Genomic DNA, 19,071 nt, shown 5'->3' with positions numbered 1-19,071 from the left:
ACTCATTAGACTTTTCCTTTATTCACAAAAATAAATAGTACTTAACTTTAAATTTCACAACAAAAAAAGAAACCTCCCATTTAAGGAAGTTTCTCTTAAAATTACTGATTTCTAGCCTAATTTAGTCTTGCTAATGATATTTAATTGATCATCTAAATCATAAACTACAGGTTGACCAGTAGCCATTTCAACATCCATGATGTCTTCATCAGAAATGTCTTCAATATACTTAGTCAAAGCCCGCAAAGAGTTACCATGAGCAGCAATGATCACATTCTTGTTGTCTAACAACTTCGGCGCAATCTTATCTTGCCAGAATGGAATAACCCGTTCCAAAGTAACCTTTAAGTTTTCGCCACCAGGAATAGCCCGTGGATCTAAGTCAGCATAACGCCGATCTTGTGCTGCAGAACCTTCGTCACTAGCATCCAATAATGGTGGTAAAGTATCGTAAGAACGCCGCCAAATATGGACTTGTTCATCACCATATTTATCAGCTGTTTCTTGCTTGTTTAATCCTTGTAAAGCACCATAATGACGTTCATTCAAACGCCAAGATTTTTCTTCCGGAATCCATAATTGACCGGCTTCTTCCAATGCATAGTGCAAAGTCTTAATAGCCCGTGTCAAGACAGAAGTATAAGCTTGATCAAACTCAATGCCTTCAGCCTTCAATAACCGACCCGCATTTTTAGCTTGTTCAACGCCTTCTTCACTTAAATCCACATCAACCCAGCCAGTGAATTGATTTGATAAGTTCCATTGGCTTTGGCCATGACGAATAAATACTAATTTTGCCATAATCGCAATACCCCTTTTATTAGGTTTACATTCTCACAAGATATTATATGTTTTCAGTAAACTAGTGTCAATAAGACCACTTGACCAAAAACCGCAACCGCGTGTGCTGTAAGCCAAGTATCAACAAGTAACAAAGCACAGCTGCAATAACGACTAAGCCATAACGTAACGTTGTACTATGAATTTGATAATACAAAAAATTGTAACCAATTTTCATTAATAAGTAATGACTAAAATACATCACCGTACTTAAATTGCGCCACCATTTAGCATGTGGCAAATGGAGCGGTATTTTTAAAGTTATCATAAATAACACGGGAGCTAACAATAAGTAGCTCACTAATTGATCACTGTGACCATGTCCTTGTAAGACAAAATGTAACTCACAGTAAGCTATGATAAGCGCGGCAACCAACGTCGTGCCCAAGATTTTCCAACTTGGCAAAGTCGTTAAATGGGCAATAAATTGGCCCAAATAAACATAAATCGGACCGACAAAAAGTGTGCAAGCGATTAAAATACCGGTGTTCACAGGTACATAGGCACTAAAGAACACAATCGTCAAAAAAATAATTAAGGCAGTGCTAAAACTCAATTTAGGTCTTTTACGTCCCCACCAATAAACAAACCAAACTCCAAATAAGAGTGCATTTAAATACCAGCCTACTAACATGGTCCAAGGACCCACCAGTAACCATTGACCACAAGTATATAAAAAACGTGGCAAATTCCAACCATATATGCGAAAGCTATCCCACGCATCGCGCCCAATATAATACCCGTATAAGATCAACCAAAAAATATACAACTTACCAATCCGCATCGTATAATTTTTTAAAGCTGGCAAACGATCATGATGGACATTAATATGACGCGCCAATAAAAAACTTGCAGCAATAAAAAATAATGGCACAGCCATCCGAACTGTCAAAGTAAAAAAATGACTGTGACTCAAGCGGTCTAAAACATCAACAAAGCCTGTATGAATACTAACTACTGCTAAAGCAGCTAAGATTTTCATTGCATCCAGACTATCAATTTGCTGCTTGCGCATTAATCAAAAGATCCTTTCCTAACTTATTTAACAAAATAGATATCACTTTATATTTTAGCATGGATTGCAACAGCAAAAAAAAGCTGGCGACTTTCGAATTAATGACCAACTAATGCTGCTTCATTAATCGCCCTGTCTCAGCTTTTATAAATTATAATTTAGTATTCTTACTGTTCATCATCCGCATTCACAATGGAAACATTAACTTGCCCTTGCGTCAATTCACTTAAACGTTTTTGATCATCAGCCGATTTAACTAAAATTCCAGCACTCAAGCGTTCCGTCAATGGCAATAACTGTGAAACTTCAGTTTGTTGCTGTTTAAAATCATCAATATAAGGCATTACTTGATAATTAGCATCCGGATATTCTAGCAGAATCATGCAAACCGGTGAGCTCAGGGGCACAATAATCGTCGTCTTATCATTTAAGACCTTATTGACCAGCCACCAAGCTGCAAAATCTTGCTCCGTTTCAAAAGCTTGGACTAAAGAATTATTATGATTGAAGACCTGAACCCGCGGTTGGGATTCTTGATAATTCAAAATCACCGCCAACGTGCCATCTAAACGATAAAAATTCTTACGCAACAATTGATCTTTCGCCCGACTATCAAAAAACTCTGTTACCAGATTAATTCCTGCTTCATTTAAATAGTCTAAGCTTAACAATTGACCGTTATAGTAGTGGTAGATATTAGCTGGTTGCCCGTCTTCATCCTTGACCACCTTCATCACTAAACTATCTCGCTCATAAATGCGATCAATATTTTGTTGCGAGTCCGTTTCTACACGTGCATGAGGGCTAATTTCAATGCCCATCCCAGAACGCTTCACATTGGCTTTGGCGTCTGCTTCAGTTTGAAAATATTGGTACAAGTTTAATAATTGTGATTCGGGATTAACAACCCCTGCGTCCAGGTTATCTTGCCAATTGGCCGCTAATTCTTCATCAAAGTTTAACGTCACTAAATTAGGCAACACATGAAATGAATCTAAATAAAAATTCAAATTAGCTAAATCATCAGTACTTTCATCATCCGGTTGGGCCAAACGTTCTTCTAAAACTAAATACTGTTGTCCTTTTTCAAACATAACCTCACCAGAAATAGCATCGGTTCCAAACCAGCGTTTCAAAGAATCATTAATTTGTTGAATTTGTTGCAAGTCGTAATTAACATTTTGGGCATACGGGTCATCACTCTCTTGCTTTCTTTGAAGCGTTTGATGATAAAAAGTCCGACTGCTCAGTAATTGCCCCTTCAATACGTGCTTCAATTCTTGTTGTTCAGACTTGAGATTGGTTAATTGTTCTTCAGTTTGACGCCACTGATCCCAACCGGTATTCTTCGAAGCCGTTTTTTCAGTGACTTCATTAACTGTCACATTGGGCTTATTAAAATTACTGGAGTGATATAAATTGGTATCATTATTCTGAGGCGCAGGATTTTGCACGGGATATTCAGCAACATCTTGAAAATAACCCGAATTATTGGCGTTAGCCGCGTTTTGATCATTGGCCGGCGGATTTTGAACTGGCATCTGCTGAGTCGGTTGGCCCATGGAAGCATTCGGGTCCTGGACGGGCATTTGTTGTGTTTGCTGATTCAACGCCGCGTTGGGATCTTGCACTGGCATCTGCTGCGTTTGTTGATTCAAAGCTACGTTATTCGGGTTTTGGACCGGCATTTGTTGTGTTTGCTGGTTTAACGCCATATTGGGGTCTTGGACGGGCATTTGCTGTGTCTGCTGACTAGCGCCACCATAATTGTTATTATTCATCGCCTGATTTGGCATCATATTCGGATTAGGTTGTTGATTATTAGCCATTTGTTGTTCTTGCGGCTGATTAGAATCCGATTGTTTATTAGAATGTTGCTTATTAAATAATGACATATAAAATACCTCACTCTATTACCAACTAATATCAGTTTAACATAAAAGTAATATACAGAACACTAACTTTCATCAGACTTTAATTGTTTTAACTTTTAGTAAATCCAAAAAGAAAGTAAAAATTGGAATACCCACAATTAACCCCCAAGTACCCCACATTTTTTGGGCAATGAGTAACACTACGAAGGTCACAAAAATCGGCAAGTTGGTGCGACTAGACATTAACTTGGGATTTAAGACATAGGTTTCTAGCGTATGAATTAATAAAACAGCAATCCAGATATAAATCATTGGTTGCCAACCGCCCACAGAATAAGCCACGATTGACAATGGGACCAAGGAAATAATTACACCCGCTACCGGAATCATGGACAACACAAAAATCATGACTGCTAAACTCGGAATACCTGGAAACTTCAAAATAATCATGACAATACTCGTTAAAATTGTATTGACAACTGCAATCACCAACTGGGCTTCTAAAACTACGCCAAAGGTGTTCACAAATTTTTGGGCAAAATAATTAATATCTTGAAAGAACCATGCCAAGTGTCCCTTTTGAAAAGAACGCCCAAAATCATTCATTTTATCCGCATCAAAACTATAAAAATAACTCAATAAAAAGGATAAAACGATTGTAACACCTAAAGCCCCGACACTAGTCAAATATTTCACTACTTGAGCAACACCTTTTTTGAGCTGGTCATCTAATTTTAAACTTTTCAGACTATCGACGATGTAAGCCAAAACTGAATTATTTTGCACTTGATTACTATTATAAAAACTAAATAATTTTTTGGATAATTGCACCGTGGAATTAATAATATTAGGAATATAGTGCGTCGCAAACAGATAAATCACCCCGATAATAATTAAGTACAACGGAGTGACAATCCAAAATGGCGACCAATGCAGGCGTTTTTGCACCCACCGGACAAAATTAATGGACAAAAAAGTAAAAATAAACGTTAACAAGACGATACTCATGATCCCTCGCATTAACCAAATAACAAAAATGCATAATAACAGCACCACACTCCGGCGCAGTTGCTGATTTTGTAAAAACTCTCGATATAATTTCATGTGGTCACCTCATTAATTCCACGTAATATTCGCAATTGGTAATTTTAATTTTAGATTCTTAAACCCCGTCCACGTAGTGGTCGTGGAATCACTATCGGGTTGCTGTAATAGATATAAACGCTGTTGATAAACACCAAAAACCAAGAATTGACCAGCGGGGGTATTCACGGTATGTTTACTTTTTTGATCTTGCAAAATAGCCGGTTCTAATAACGCCACGTATTGGCGAGTTGGTTGTTGATGACCTTGACGATCAATTCCGGTAAAGCTTTTAGCATCTTGTGTAATGCTAAATTTGCCCGCCAAATTAATACCAATTCCCGCTAACGTATTATCATGTTGACTAGCGCTAACTGCAACATATTGCCTTAAATCTGCATTCGAGGTAACTGGCGCTTTCTTTAAATCTTGATAATGCTGATACAACCTATCGTACTGCTGCTTTAAAGTGGGGCCTGCTTTGGCATTTTCATAGAGCTGAACACCGTCAGTCGTGGACTGATTTTGATCAGTCCATGCTGCTAAGTCTTGATTATAAAGCATTAGCCCTTGATCCGTTTTTTCAATGCGGTACTTGGCCAATTTAATATTTTGACCATATCTCTTGGAATTAGTCGTCAAATTAAACGACTTAATCGCCGGATTTTCAGGATTTTGCCCCGCTGTAAAGTATTTGACACTTAAAACATTAGCCGGCTTAAAATATAATTTACCATATAAACTTGTTAAAATTCCAGAAATTGTCTGTTGTTCTAACATCACTGGATTATCTTGGTTAGGATTTTTCACGCTTTGCTTGGCGTGAACATATAAAGTATTCGTAAAATGCCCTTTGGTATCAATACTTAAATGCCCGTAAACCCGACTCATGCCTAACAGGGCGCGATAATTATACTCGCCCGCAATTGATTGATTATTTAATTGGCTACTTGCATTTTTCAAAGACGGTGTCACCAAATGCTTTAATAAAGTTGGCCCTAATTGATCTGATTGCTTCGTCGTTAACTGTGCTTGACGCTGTTGCTTTTGATACTGACGATACTTCTTATTTTTAGCGTGATTAACTTTTGTAATCTGACCCAACTTCCACTTTTCACCCTGATAAGTCACATCAAAGCCGGTTAGTGTGTAACCAGCTTTTTGTTCATGGTAGGCTTTTTTAACAGCTAAAATCATTTTCGGATGAGTCGTATTAATCGTGATTTCTTGACCATCTTGATTGAGCTGATAGGTAGGATTCGCAAACTTAGCATTCAACACGCTTGAGCCATGGCGATCGCCCAATAAGCTAACATGTTGCACCCCTACTGTCTGATTGCGATAAAAACGCAAGCGTTGCACATTTTGATTGGGCTTTTGGTATAAATACCAAGCTGTTTTCGATTGCGTAATTTGTTGATTAACTGCCTGCTTGTGACACCCAACTAACAGCAGTCCCAACAAACTGCAAATTATTAGCAATCCTGTTCCCCAACTTCGCTGTTTCTTCATTAAATAATCCCCTCATTATTTGACCAATGAATTGCGCTTTAATGCATATGTAGATAACAAGCTTCATTATAGCAAAATATGAAAAGTAGGGATAATTAATATTCGAAATTTAATAATAGAAAAGTAGCCTCAAGCTCATCAATGCGATCCTTTGGCATGAAATCTATTTCCAACTATGTTATTATTTGTATGTAAGAAAAGGTCAGTGCTGTAACACTAACCTTTCCGTAAAGTTGCCAAAGCGGTGACTATTCAAAATTTTAAACCTACTTTAAATAGCTATCTAGTCTGGCGTGGCTAAGGACAGCTATTTTTTTGTGCTTTGCTTGACCATCCAAACGAAACTTGCGACATCGATAATCGTATTGATTATTTGGCAAAAATCATGAATGTTCCAATGAAACACTTTGCTACTCCCTTCTTTAGGATTTATGTTTACAGTTTTTACACCATAAGCACCACCCCATTTCTGGAATAGCCACCGCCTTAGCATTTAACTTTACTTATTAAGTATACCATCAAAAATGGCTAAATCCTTGATTTACAAGGATCTAGCCACTTTATTGTATCTCTTAAATTAATTTGATGAACTATTTTGAACCAACAAACAATTACTATGGTGAAAACTAAAAACACTGCTATTATGACTCGAACCAGAATTTTAGAAATCTAGCTCCTAATTGAATACTGAGTCTTTTTACGTCAATATTTTCTAAAACTTAACTCAGTCCATTTACTGCTGTCCAAGTGATAGTACCACTGTAATCACTATTTTGAGGGCGAACCTTAGGAACTGTCAATTTCCATTGGCCTTTACCAACTTTGTTAGTTAAATCAACAATGCCATCCGTCGTAGTATTACCGGTAAATTCAGTCTTTTGGCCCAACTTCGTTCCAGTCTCCACTGGCAGCCAGTCTTGATCTGTTTTCAAATCTAAGCTCCAATTTTTAGTAGTTTTTTTGTTTTTACCGACTAAAGCTTGATTAAACGAAACTTGCACGTTAAAATTCTGCGAACCTGTGGCCGCATTAGTACTGTCAGGGCTAAAATGTTGAATTTTTAAATTCCCCACGGTCGAAGCATTTGTCCCACTATCTTTGGGGATACGAATTTTATCAAACTTGATTTCCGACGGTACTTCCTTAATCGTCAGCACGCCCGTCCGTGTCAAAGTTACATTAGCTTCGGATGATTGCTTAGTACCATCACTACTAGTGCCACTTAATTCACTGTGATTGACTAAATTAACATAATTATCCTGTGCGGAAGTTTTTGCTTGAAAAGTAATTTCAATCGAACTGCCCGGCGGAAAGATCGTTCCGGAAGGGCTGTTCATACTAAAATCTAAGGGCTGTGCTGCGTCAGCAACACTTGGTGTCAAATTATACTTAGTTCCACTAGGATTAGTTAAACTGATTTTGAGACTGCCCGGAACATAGGTTAAACCCGTTGGCAAATGATCACTAAAAGTAATTGGTGAAGTCAAGTTTTGACAGGCATATGACTTATCATCCATTTGATAATCCATTTTAAAATTGATTAGATCACCCGGTTGAAAGGTCGTTGTGGTATTATAGCTTGTTTGTTCTGCTCCTTGAGTTGCTTGCGTTAATTGTCCTTGATACGGTGCATTATAATAATCGCCAAAAGCCACATCTACAGTTTTCGAAACATTGCCCGCGCGATCCACCGTGGCAACGTGTAAAATTTTCGAGCGTCCTTGCGCACGGTAAGCGTCAAAACCCACATTCAAATCATTGATGTTTGGTACCAAATGTTCACCACTTCCGTCCGGACGATCTACATTTGTCAGAGTTACATTACCGTAAGCATCATGGCGTGGCGTGAGTGTTTCCGAATCTTGATCATCAATCTTATATAAATAGCCCCAGACGCCACTTTCCACTTTTTGGTCAATCGCATCTGATTCAATTTCACTATCTGAAAATTGAGAAACATTGGCTTGAATTTTAAAACAATAGACCGACCCATTATCACCATCTTGAGTAGCATAGGAATTGTTAGCTGTCACTTGCTTATCTAATGTAATATGAATTTTGTCTGGATCAGTTGGTTTAGTAGCATAAATAGTAGGCGTGTTCGGTGCGGCCTTGTCTTGAGCAGTTTTAATCGTCGCTGAATTAGTCATTGACAAAGATGAAACATAATAAATTGTGTTGACAATAATCCTCGCTTCATCCGGTGTACAAGCTCCCGTAGTATGACCCGTTTGAATCATAGCATAGTTATTTTTGGTAATTAAATAATGATTATTATCACCTAAATCACTAGGCGCTGGATTCTGCTCCACCGCTAATTCGTACAAATTATTAGCACTATTAATCGCAAACGGATGGCTATTTTCTGCGTCCGAATACGGCTGGTCAAATTGCATCCAGCGTTCTGCCTGACCACTATACATATAATATTGGCCAAAAGTGTGCGACTCAGAAATGGTGTAATCGCGATCAATTGGTAATTCATTGGGGTACTCCGTCAAAAAACCAGTATGCACAAATTTCACTTGTTGTGAACCCACGCGTGGTTGGACTTGGCCATCAGGGACTTGAACAACTTTAATACCTAATTTATCAGCTAAATATTTGTTAAAGTTGGTGTGTTGGCCAATTGAGTGATTACCCGCCACGACATCATGACCAATAATGACCGCCCGACCAGCATTGCCAAACTTCGCCACTTCCTGACTAGCAGTAGTACTAATATCTTGGTGTAGATTACTATCTCGCGAGCCAAAATAAATGGCATCATATTGGAACGCACCCGAACTATGATTAGTATACAAATAATAATCAGGATTACTGTTAAAATCAGGCAACGAAACTTCCGTTACATTCAACATACTTTCATGAGCTGATGCCGGATCAGGATTCTTATCATAGCCCGTCAACCAACTTTTTAAAAAACGCCCGTTGTGTTTACCATCATCAGGATAAACGTTCAAGACTTTCAAATGGCGCCCGTAATTAATGGGCTCAATAGTCCAAGTTTTGGCACCTTGTAATGCCGAATTAACCTTATAACCACTATTTAACGTATATTTAGAATTAGGAGAACTTAAATCATCCCAGTTCAAAGTAACATCACAACTTTTCGATTGTGGATCCCAAGTACTATGACCCTTTAAACCAAACTTGGATTGTCCATAAGTCGTAGAGTTATAGACCGGCTCGGGAACTGCCGTTCTTGCTAAATTAGAAGCAGCTTTTGTAGGCGTGTGAGCAACGCGAATCGCTTTGGTAGGCGATTGTTGCATCGTGGGTGTGGACTGAGCAACTGGTTGTCCCAAATCTTGGACTTGGTCAATCATCGATTTTAAATCAGTGCCTGTTTGCTTTTTAGCAGAACCTGTGACCTGAATTGGTTGGGCACTAACTGGTACCACCCCAACATTAATGCCTAAGAAACCGGTCGCCACTACTATGATTGTCTTTTGAATTAGCTTTTGTAATTTAAACATCATTACACCTTTTTTCATCGCAACTGACATTTAGCAACTAAAACCAACCAACTCTGAACTCACATTCGATTCCAGCAAGATTATTTTTTACAATAATTAAAAATATTTCCGAAAATCATTTTCAAAATAGCATTTATTTAATAAATAAAGCCTAATTTTAATTAAAAACACATGGATTATTTACGCAATAATTTTAATGCAAAATAATTATTAAAGTCAATAAAAATCCAATTACTACGCAAACATTGATTGAAAGAAATAACTTTTTTGATATCGAAGCAAATTTAATTTAATTATCATTTAGAATCCACATATTCTTGTGCGTGAATTTACTTTCTTTCACCAAATAGATTCTTAGTGCCTCTTGTCAGATCTTAGTTTTTAAAAACTATGTAAATTGCAAATGAAAAAGGTTGGAACAATAACGAGGTTTAAGGCACTATCAAAAGAAAATGTCCGTTGAAATTGACGAACAATCCTTTTTACCTCAACCTCTAATTATTTTGTTCCAGCCTTTGCTAAAATGTCGTTCACTTAATTGATTCCATTGACCACGCTCCAAGTGATGGTTCCTTGATAATCATCACTTTTCGGATGTGTTCGGGGAATGGTTAACCGCCATTTACCGACTCCAATTTGCTTAACAAAATCGACGATACCTCCCTGCACATTACCACTGAATTGCGTTTGTTGACCCAAGTTTGTCGCAGAAGTGACCGATTGCCAACCATTGTCCGTATCCAACTGTAAATTCCACCCCGTTACCGGCGTGAGCAATGAATTACGTAATTGCTGATTAAACGCCACTTGCACATTGAAGTGCTGACTAGCAGCAGTAGTCGAACTAAAATGCCGCACTTTCAGATCACCAATCGTTTTAGTATTATCATTGTTGACTGGTGCGCTCTTCACAGTCCCAAAGGCAATCTCTTGGGGCACACTCGTAATTTCTAACACACCAGCCCGCGTCAGCGTTAGATCACTAGTGGCCTTTTGGGATAGTTGATCACTACTCTTGCCCGTCACTTCGGCATGATTCATGATTTGGACTAAATTATCTTGCGCTGACGTTGCAGCTTGAAAAGTTACTTCAATTAAACTCCCCGGTGGAAAAATAGCCATTCCATCTGGACTCAATAAACTAAAGTCCAGTGGCTGATTAGCCTGTAATTGCTGTGGCGTCAAAGTATAACTTTGTCCACTAGTTGTTCGCAGTGTTACCTGTAAGCTGTTAGGCACATACGTTAAGCCGACTGGTAAATGATCACTGAAGTGGATGGGTGCTTGTAAATCTTGATAACTATAAGCTTGATTTTGCATCTGATAATCACTCTTCAACTGGACAGTCGCGCCGGGACGAAAAGTTGGTGTCGTTGAAGCAGCCTGTCCATCCACTTGCCCTGTTGTCGTTAAGGTGCCTTGATACGGCAAATTATAACTATTCAGATTCACCGTTTTAGTTGTGGAAACATTACCCGCCCGATCGACGGTAGCAACATGCAAAAATTGCGAATGGCCGAGTGAACGTTGGGCGGTAAAACTAACTTTTAAATTATTAATATCTGGTGTCAGGTGTTCACCACTCCCATCACTGCGGTCAATGTCGGTTAAAGTAACATTCCCATAGCTATCATGATTGGGCGTCAAAGTGGCGGTAGGCTGATTATCAATTTGGTAGAGATAACCCCAAACACCACTTTCAACCTTTTGATGAATAGCATCCGAATCCAGTTCTTCATTCCTCCCGGCAACATTAGCCGTAATTTTAAAATTATAAAGATTACCATTATCGCCGTCTTGCGCGTTATAACTCATTCCAGTAGCCACATGCTTATCTAAAGTAATATTGAGGCGGTTCGGATTACCAGGATTAGTATTAGCCAGGCTCACGTCGGGTTCATTGGGCGCTGTCGTATCTTTGGCGGTTTTAATATTAGCGGTATTCGTCGTCGTTAAGGACGAAACATAATAAATGGTATTCACGATAATCCGCGCTTCATCAGGGGTACAAGCTCCTAAAGTGTGACCGGTCTGAATCATCGCATAATTATTTTTGGTAATTAAGTAATGATTGTTATCGCCTAAATCGCTCGCCGCTGGTGTTTGACCACTGCTTAATTCATAAGGATTACTGGCAGCGTTTAAGGCAAAGAAATGACTATTTTCAGCATCTGAATAAGGTTGATCAAATTGCATCCAGCGTTGGGCTTGCCCGCCATAGAGATAGTACTGCCCAAAAGTATGCGATTTGGAAATCGTATAATCTTGATCCGTAGGTAATTCATTAGGATACTCAGTTAAAAAACCGGCGTTCACAAATTTAACTTTGGTCGAGCCTACCCGCGGTTGCACTTGCCCATCGGGCACTGCCACGACTTGAATTCCTAATTTATCGGCTAAATATTTGTTGAAGTTAGCATGTTGTGCTAGCGAATGATTGCCTGCGACAACATCATGACCAATAATCACTGCGCGACCCGTATTCCCGAACTTGGTCACAGCTTGGCCCGCCACATCACTAATATCTTGATTCCCATTGCTATCTTTGGAGCCAAAAAAGAGGGAATCATATTGATAGGCACCATTTTGATGATTTTGATATAAATAATAATCGGGATTTTTATTAAAAGTCGTCAGTGGCACTTCAGTGATATCTAACAAACTCGAACCGTCAGAGGGATCTTTATCATAGCCAGCAAGCCATTTTTTCAAAAAATTTCCTTTATCCGGATACACATTCAAAACTTTGAGGTGCTTGCCATAATTGATTGGTTCCATCAACCAGCTCGCATTACTCGCTGATGAAGAATAAACTTTATAGCCACCATTAAGCTGATATGGTGCCGCTGGTGCTGTCAAATCATCCCACTTTAACGCCACATCACAGCTTTTCGACTGCGGATTCCAAGTACTCGTACCAGTTAAGCGAAAGTTTGCCGGTTGATAAACCTGCGAGTTATATACAGGTTCACTCATCCGCGCCCAAGGCTCTGTTGCCATCAAACTGGCAGTTGGCGTTTTGCTAAGTTGCTTGCTAGTCCAAGGCAGCAATGACGAAATTTGCGCAGCCACCACTGTGGGATTACAACTTTGCTGATTAAATAAAATAACGCTCACTAAACTAACAGTTACCAAACCAATGAAAATTTGGAAAACTTTTTGTCTTTTTAACATCACTACACCTATTCTCACTGCATCTCTCATGGTTCTTGATGCAAAATTAAACAATTTTTCCAGTAAAGATTTACTTGAAAAATAATACAAATTATCAGTGTCTTTGATATCAAAGAATTTATTTAGCTATAGCATTTAATCAAAAAATAATTAATTATTTTGTAAAAAAGTTCAATAAACTGTTTGTGCATCAACTACTACGTAACAATTGATACTCCATTTTAGTGCTCATTAATTCACCAAGTCAATGAAACTTTCCCCTTTAAAAAATCACTTTATTTGATATTAAGGCAAACAAACTGAGTATATATTGGCAGTAAACCATAATTCATTTAATCTTAAAATCCTTAATAATATTTATGTTATTCTAAGCAGGATAATTATTAGAAAAATATTAAAAAAAACACAATTAAAGTTATTCAAATGTCTTTAAACTTTAGTTGTGTTTTTTCAATCAATCACTTTATGATATTAATTTCTGACGAACTTGGGCGCGAATTTTACGTAAATACCGCGGACTTTTATGAACCTGTTTCGCCAATTGCGTTAGTGGTACTTCTAGAATACAGGCTTGCAATACTTGCCGTTCTAATGGTCCTAATTGCCGAGCCTTTTGGTGTAACACTACCTGCCAGTCGCTAAGTGCCGTGGTCGTCTGATCTGGTAAATAAAAGAGTTCTTCCACCGACTCATGTTGCTGGCGGTGACTTTGGCGCAATTGATCTTGCGTGCGCCAGACAATCTTTTGAAAAATATACGGTGCAAATTGACCAGCTGATTGCTCAAATTGGACCCACGTCGTGGCATACAGTACTAAGGCATCCTGAAAATAATCTTCATAATTCAGATTATTGCGCCAAACCCCAGCTTGTTTCAAGGCACCGCCAATTAAGCGTTGATTAGTTAAGGCTAAATCAAAACCTTGCTGTAACGAATGTTTCACTAGTTCAAACTCCCATCTTAAGTTTGCACAAGCGCTTGTGTAGCTTTAAGATAACAAGAATGAATTTCTCATAAAACACGCGTTAAACACGACTACCAAAGGATTGAATACACCTTTTGTGAATTAATTACTACTGGTTGCACGCAACTAATCTGCAACCGCGGGCGCAATTACTACCATAAATAGTGCGCCGCATGTAAATTACTTTGCCAAAAACGCAGTTGCTCTTGCTGCAATTGCTCATTTAAATCCAAGTCGGGATCCTTTAATAAGTGGGTTAAAGACCAGGTCTGAAAACTTTGTAAAAAGTCTTTAACTTCTAAGTATGTGGTTGGTAATTGACGATGTAAGGAGCAGTGACAGTTAATCACCTGCTTCAATAAGCTACTCCAAACGATCGGTTTAAGTTCTAAGCCTAACTCTTGAGCTGCCAGTTCAAATGCCCGCACATTATATTGCGCGTAAAAGCCAGCTTGATGAATTGCCGTCCACAAATCATGCCGACGGCTATAAGTAAATTGTAATTGCTGTCCGGACTCATCATAAAAAGTTGCTTGTTGGTGTTGAAGGTCTTGTGCACAATCAATCTGCCCGTGCAAACCGACCCAGTCACTATTGCCATGACCAATCGCCCCTAACGGAAAATACACCAATGAACCTAAGGACAGCGCCAATAATCGTGAGTGCCCGTGATATTGAATCAAACGACGGGTATGGTACAAATCGAAGATATGTTGGTGAAAATAGTTATTCCAAATTTGACGAGTCGTTTGGCGAAGGCCAAAATAGCCCAATTGGCGGTCAAAAATGACGGTTGGATATGCCGCTTGACCTTGTAAATCAAATAAAGCAATGGTTTGTGCCGTTAATTGAAATTCCTGGCGAATGGGTAATTGTTGGTGCGCAATCGCTGCTTTTAACACCTCTTTATTCATCACTGGTACTTTGGTTAAATCGTAATCTTTCATATCCCAATACCTCTTCCTTATGATTGGAGCAGTCGCGTGTTAACGGTTGCAACAATAACAATTTAACGCGAATCGCTTAAAAAGACTACTCTTTTTGGTAAAAAAGATCACAAAAAAAGACTATTAGTAAAAAACCACTAATAGTCTTTAAATAATTATGATAGTTCTTTTTAGTGTGTGGAATAACGTAAAATTGTTGTTTGAGTACTAATAGCCCATTCGGTTGGGTCAACTTTGTAGTACGTAATCCCCTTATCAACAGCAGACTTGTTGTAAACCCACTTTGTATTAGCAGGAATTACCCGTGCATCACTCTTAGTAAAAGTTCCATCAGAATTGCGTGTATACAAATTGGAATAAGTTTGATCAGAATTTACTTGAATAATACCATCTTTACTATTGCCAGCAGCAGCATTATTGGCAGTATCGTTCAACTTATCATATTGGCTTTGAACCAATTGATAGAATTGATCCATGGAGTAACCCCATTGACTAAACCAACCAATTGGGTCAGTATGCCCACCAGCAGAAGGGTGATACTGATTAACCGCATTATGTGACCAGATCGTACCACTACCAGTATGATCAGCCAATGACGGCTTCAAGCCATACTTCTTCAACATATAAGCAGTAAAGTAAGCTTGATTATTCACTGAACGAGCAAAACCATCATAAGTGTTTTCTTCACATAATTCAATTTGGATAAAGCGTTGGTTCGCCCAATAACCAGCTCCCCAAACCCCATAGTCAGTATTATGAATTTGTAAAATGTGGTTAGCATCCGCAAACGCATGTACATAAGTTTGGGCGGTTTGCCATTCGCGGTTGAAGTAGGTCACTTCATCCCAAGCAGTAGCATTTTTAGTAGCTGTTTCGTGGATAACAACCCCTTCAGGCTTACCAACACCATTTTCATAACCAAACATTTGGTCAAAAGTCCCATTGACCTGTTGAATGTTACTTGGTTGAATATTATTGCGCTGAATGTATTCATTAACAGTTTCAGCTTTTGTGTTTTGACTGGTGAAGCCAAAGCCAATAACTAAACCAAACATCAACGAAATAATTATTTTTAAATTTCGTTTCAGCATTTTTATTTCCTCCATTTTTAATCTTGTAATCATTTTAACAATAAATAAATTTCAGAACAATATCTTTAACATTTGTGTAACATAAACGCAAAAGACTTATAATCTCGATAATAGTCATTGAGATATAGATGTTAAATTTTGACATTGAACTAAACCATCATACCATTAATATTGATTCGTACTCGGAGGAAAATAATTAATGGAACATTAAGCCCTTTATTTTCAATTAATTATCCTTTAAATCCAGATCCAACTTGATACTTCGCTGCGACATATTCATTTGCTGCCACTTTATAACAATAGCCAACCCCAGAAATATTATACAGTTTATCATTCGTTTTCCATTGTGTTCCCCCTTTAAAAGTTAGATTGGAATTTGCAATTTCCTTACCAGTACTATCGACAGCATTGGGACCATAACCGTTTAAATAATTAATCGTCAGTAAGCCTTTAAGATTAGTATTTCTTTGTGGTAGATAACTATCACCGCCGACTAAAAACATCGGACGATTATTGTTATCAGGTATTATCTTAGAAGCTGCCCAACTAGTATTATTGAATAACGGCGTCGTATCAAAAGCAGAACTATCACCGTGAAACATAGTTGCAGCATTCTTATCCGTGGTTTGAGTGGTAACAACATTATTAATAGTATTAACAGTCTTTTGTCCAGCAGTGTAAAAATCATCATATAAATTAGATACATCAAACTGCCCATAACTACCAGTAAATGACATATCTGATGCAAATTGCCAAGCATGATGATTACTATAAGAAGTTAAGTTCCAAGGATTAGCAGGATATTGAGCGATCCACCCTTTAGATACGGGAAATTTGACCCCCACCCAACTAGCCATAGTATAAATATTCGGACGATAGCCATATTGCTGAACAACATTCTCAAACGCTTCATTATTGGCTTGATTTTGCGAATAGCTCAGTGCTTGTTGTTCAGAAGCTTCAACATCTGCTACCAAAACAGCCCCAACAGGTAAGCCATCAGCCTTAGCGGTTTGACAAGCATAGTCTGCCTCGTTTTTAGCTTGTTGAACCGTTTGATAGCGGGCAAAATGATAACCATTAATATATAGACCTGCTTGCTGGGCAGTTTTAATATTATTAGCTGCCGTAGGGTCTTGATAGTCAGTTCCCTCACTAATTTTGGTGACCACTGATTTAACGCCATAATGGTCGCGCATATCTACAAAATTAGCATAAGTCATATCGCCATTATGATTAGATACATCCACCATATCAGTATTAGCAGCTTGAACTGACATAGTAAAAAAGAGTAGTTCCATAACTACTCCACAAAACAAATTCACATGAACTTTTTTCAACATCATCACTCCTTATCATCATCTAAAATTTTTAAAGCTAGCACTTTATTGTAGAGAGTTTTACCAGTTCCATCGCCGCCGACACTTGCATAACCTTTATACAAGTGCTCAATATTATCCAACTCCGTTAAGGAAATTGAACCTTTACTAATAAAAAAAGTACATCGTTTATACAAAGAATCATGCAGAATTGCTTGAATAGCTTGTTCTGTATGGGTGACGCGCGCATCCATTTTAGAGACACGTGAATTATCATGCATAGATTTTAGTGCTTTTTTACATCCCAAATAGGCTGCTGGAATTGGTAATAAGGCGATAATTATTTCAATCCAAGACCACAGACTCATTCAGATCATCTCCTTTAACTCCTAAAACAAAAAAAGCGATCAAACAAATAGAAATGCAATTCTATTTCTTTAATCACTTTTTCTCCTAATTTAATTCTAGTCACTTGATTTACCTAATTTAGATAGGTCGAGCCAATACTTGCGATGCTCCAGCATTTAATAAACTATAAAATGCATTACCCACCGTCCAAGTATTGACACCATTGGCATTAGGGTTACCCCCCATTTCAATAATCGAAGTGGCATTGCCATTCCAGTTGCTAGTTAAGATCGCAGTATGTCCGTTGTTACCTGCTCCCGAACCAGAATTCATAATAATAATATCACCTGGTTGAGCTTCACTAGTTGAGACCTGCTTTAACCAATTGTGATTATAACGAGCATCACTTTCCATAGATCCCGTGTACCATTGCATATTGTCCGGGACATTGCAGCCAGCCTTTTTAAGAACTAACCAAACAAAACCGGAACAATCGGTTTGACCATAACGATTAGGATTGGCAACCGAGCCAATATATGATACTCCGTGAACCTGACTATAAGTGAAGTAGCCTAACATGCTTTCAGCAATATTGACAATCTCACTACCGGAACCACTCACCGTTACATCTAAACCGGCAACCCAATTAGCGTAGCCTACATGGTACCAACTATAATTCCAGTTATCAACAACTCTCGTATCATATTTATAAGCTAAACCCACAGTCAAATTATGTCCTGAACTAGAACCATTCGGAGCAAAACGAACTAAAGCTCCATTTGAGTTTAAGGTTCCTTTTACATGAGTAGCACTTTGGATTTGATCGCCCACTTCTGTTTCACAAACCCATTGGCCACCGCCAACATGATACCAATTACGTCCTTGCTTATCCACGGCGGTAGAATTATATTTCCATTGCGTATTAAAGGCTAAGGTTTGACCAGTTAAACTCCCATTAACAGTAGCATAGACTTGTGCTTTACTCTCTAGCACAGTAACAACTCCTGAAGTTTTTAAGGTAATATCCAAGCCGGCAACCCAATTAGCGTAACCGACGTGATACCAAGTATACCCCCAAGCGTCAACCACTTTAGTATCATAAGAGTAAGGTTCATTGGCTCCTAAATTAAAACCAGCTCCCGAACCATTAGGAGATATCCGAACAAAGGCTCCACTAGAACTTAGTACTCCTTTCGTGTGTGTAGCACTCTGAATTTTCACGCCAACTTCTGTTTCACAAACCCATTGGCCACCACCAACATGAAACCAGTTGCGACTTTGGTCATCTGTAGAAGTATTATTATATTTCCATTGCGTATCAAACGCTAGAGTTTGTCCTGTTTTACTACCATTAACAGTAGCATACACTTGAGCCTTGCTTTCTAAAACTGTTACAATTCCTGAACTATCCATAATATCTTTCCT

13 protein-coding genes are annotated in these 19,071 nt (G+C 38.4%); all 13 read right to left on the bottom strand.

The annotated features are described in order from the left end of the window. Nucleotides 1–111: 111 nt before the first annotated feature. Complete coding sequence (locus tag AC3B5S_RS05755) at nt 112–801, bottom strand: 2,3-diphosphoglycerate-dependent phosphoglycerate mutase (RefSeq protein ID WP_489758111.1); 690 nt, start codon at nt 799–801, stop codon at nt 112–114. A gap of 67 nt (nt 802–868) precedes the next feature. Then, nucleotides 869–1,855 (bottom strand): acyltransferase family protein, encoded by a 987-nt coding sequence (locus tag AC3B5S_RS05750; protein ID WP_489790186.1) that lies wholly within the window; start codon nt 1,853–1,855, stop codon nt 869–871. Nucleotides 1,856–2,022: 167 nt separating this feature from the next. Next, on the bottom strand, nt 2,023–3,750 hold the full coding sequence (locus AC3B5S_RS05745; RefSeq protein ID WP_489758109.1) for a hypothetical protein: 1,728 nt from the start codon (nt 3,748–3,750) through the stop codon (nt 2,023–2,025). Nucleotides 3,751–3,822: 72 nt separating this feature from the next. Then, the gene (locus tag AC3B5S_RS05740) at nt 3,823–4,833 is read right to left on the bottom strand and encodes an AI-2E family transporter (protein ID WP_489758108.1); all 1,011 of its coding nucleotides are present in this window, start codon (nt 4,831–4,833) and stop codon (nt 3,823–3,825) included. Between the two features lie 12 nt (nt 4,834–4,845). Then, the gene (locus tag AC3B5S_RS05735; RefSeq protein ID WP_489758107.1) at nt 4,846–6,324 is read right to left on the bottom strand and encodes a hypothetical protein; all 1,479 of its coding nucleotides are present in this window, start codon (nt 6,322–6,324) and stop codon (nt 4,846–4,848) included. A 719-nt stretch (nt 6,325–7,043) separates the two neighbouring features. Continuing rightward, the gene (locus AC3B5S_RS05730) at nt 7,044–9,803 is read right to left on the bottom strand and encodes a hypothetical protein (protein ID WP_489790185.1); all 2,760 of its coding nucleotides are present in this window, start codon (nt 9,801–9,803) and stop codon (nt 7,044–7,046) included. Between the two features lie 534 nt (nt 9,804–10,337). After that, nucleotides 10,338–12,977 (bottom strand): hypothetical protein, encoded by a 2,640-nt coding sequence (locus AC3B5S_RS05725; protein WP_489790184.1) that lies wholly within the window; start codon nt 12,975–12,977, stop codon nt 10,338–10,340. 463 nt (nt 12,978–13,440) lie between these two features. Beyond that, nucleotides 13,441–13,920: a sigma-70 RNA polymerase sigma factor region 4 domain-containing protein gene (locus AC3B5S_RS05720; protein ID WP_489769505.1), complete on the bottom strand. Its 480-nt coding sequence runs from the start codon at nt 13,918–13,920 to the stop codon at nt 13,441–13,443. A gap of 173 nt (nt 13,921–14,093) precedes the next feature. Then, entirely contained in the window at nt 14,094–14,888 is a 795-nt protein-coding gene (locus AC3B5S_RS05715) for a hypothetical protein (protein WP_489769504.1), read from the bottom strand. A 170-nt stretch (nt 14,889–15,058) separates the two neighbouring features. Further along, a complete protein-coding gene (locus AC3B5S_RS05710) occupies nt 15,059–15,979 on the bottom strand; it encodes a peptidoglycan recognition protein family protein (protein WP_489775120.1) in 921 nt (306 codons plus the stop codon). Nucleotides 15,980–16,209: 230 nt separating this feature from the next. Then, nucleotides 16,210–17,322 carry a GH25 family lysozyme gene (locus AC3B5S_RS05705; protein WP_489790183.1) on the bottom strand — a complete coding sequence of 371 codons (1,113 nt, stop codon included), beginning with the start codon at nt 17,320–17,322 and terminating at the stop codon, nt 16,210–16,212. A 2-nt stretch (nt 17,323–17,324) separates the two neighbouring features. Further along, a complete protein-coding gene (locus AC3B5S_RS05700) occupies nt 17,325–17,666 on the bottom strand; it encodes a hypothetical protein (protein ID WP_489769501.1) in 342 nt (113 codons plus the stop codon). A gap of 118 nt (nt 17,667–17,784) precedes the next feature. Next, entirely contained in the window at nt 17,785–19,059 is a 1,275-nt protein-coding gene (locus AC3B5S_RS05695; RefSeq protein ID WP_489769500.1) for an NlpC/P60 family protein, read from the bottom strand. Nucleotides 19,060–19,071: the final 12 nt, after the last annotated feature.

The organism is Bombilactobacillus sp. ESL1094 (assembly GCF_058107425.1).
Note: the sequence above shows the minus strand (reverse complement) of the source record. Positions and strands in the feature narration are given on the sequence as shown.

What these genes read in the sequence shown, in the direction of transcription:
- AC3B5S_RS05740 (WP_489758108.1), bottom strand. Translation starts at nt 4,833, where the DNA reads ATGAAATTATATCGAGAGTTTTTACAAAATCAGCAACTGCGCCGGAGT.
- AC3B5S_RS05745 (WP_489758109.1), bottom strand. Translation starts at nt 3,750, where the DNA reads ATGTCATTATTTAATAAGCAACATTCTAATAAACAATCGGATTCTAAT.
- AC3B5S_RS05710 (WP_489775120.1), bottom strand. Translation starts at nt 15,979, where the DNA reads ATGCTGAAACGAAATTTAAAAATAATTATTTCGTTGATGTTTGGTTTA.
- AC3B5S_RS05725 (WP_489790184.1), bottom strand. Translation starts at nt 12,977, where the DNA reads ATGTTAAAAAGACAAAAAGTTTTCCAAATTTTCATTGGTTTGGTAACT.
- AC3B5S_RS05695 (WP_489769500.1), bottom strand. Translation starts at nt 19,059, where the DNA reads ATGGATAGTTCAGGAATTGTAACAGTTTTAGAAAGCAAGGCTCAAGTG.
- AC3B5S_RS05755 (WP_489758111.1), bottom strand. Translation starts at nt 801, where the DNA reads ATGGCAAAATTAGTATTTATTCGTCATGGCCAAAGCCAATGGAACTTA.
- AC3B5S_RS05730 (WP_489790185.1), bottom strand. Translation starts at nt 9,803, where the DNA reads ATGTTTAAATTACAAAAGCTAATTCAAAAGACAATCATAGTAGTGGCG.
- AC3B5S_RS05735 (WP_489758107.1), bottom strand. Translation starts at nt 6,324, where the DNA reads ATGAAGAAACAGCGAAGTTGGGGAACAGGATTGCTAATAATTTGCAGT.
- AC3B5S_RS05750 (WP_489790186.1), bottom strand. Translation starts at nt 1,855, where the DNA reads ATGCGCAAGCAGCAAATTGATAGTCTGGATGCAATGAAAATCTTAGCT.
- AC3B5S_RS05700 (WP_489769501.1), bottom strand. Translation starts at nt 17,666, where the DNA reads ATGAGTCTGTGGTCTTGGATTGAAATAATTATCGCCTTATTACCAATT.
- AC3B5S_RS05715 (WP_489769504.1), bottom strand. Translation starts at nt 14,888, where the DNA reads ATGAAAGATTACGATTTAACCAAAGTACCAGTGATGAATAAAGAGGTG.
- AC3B5S_RS05705 (WP_489790183.1), bottom strand. Translation starts at nt 17,322, where the DNA reads ATGTTGAAAAAAGTTCATGTGAATTTGTTTTGTGGAGTAGTTATGGAA.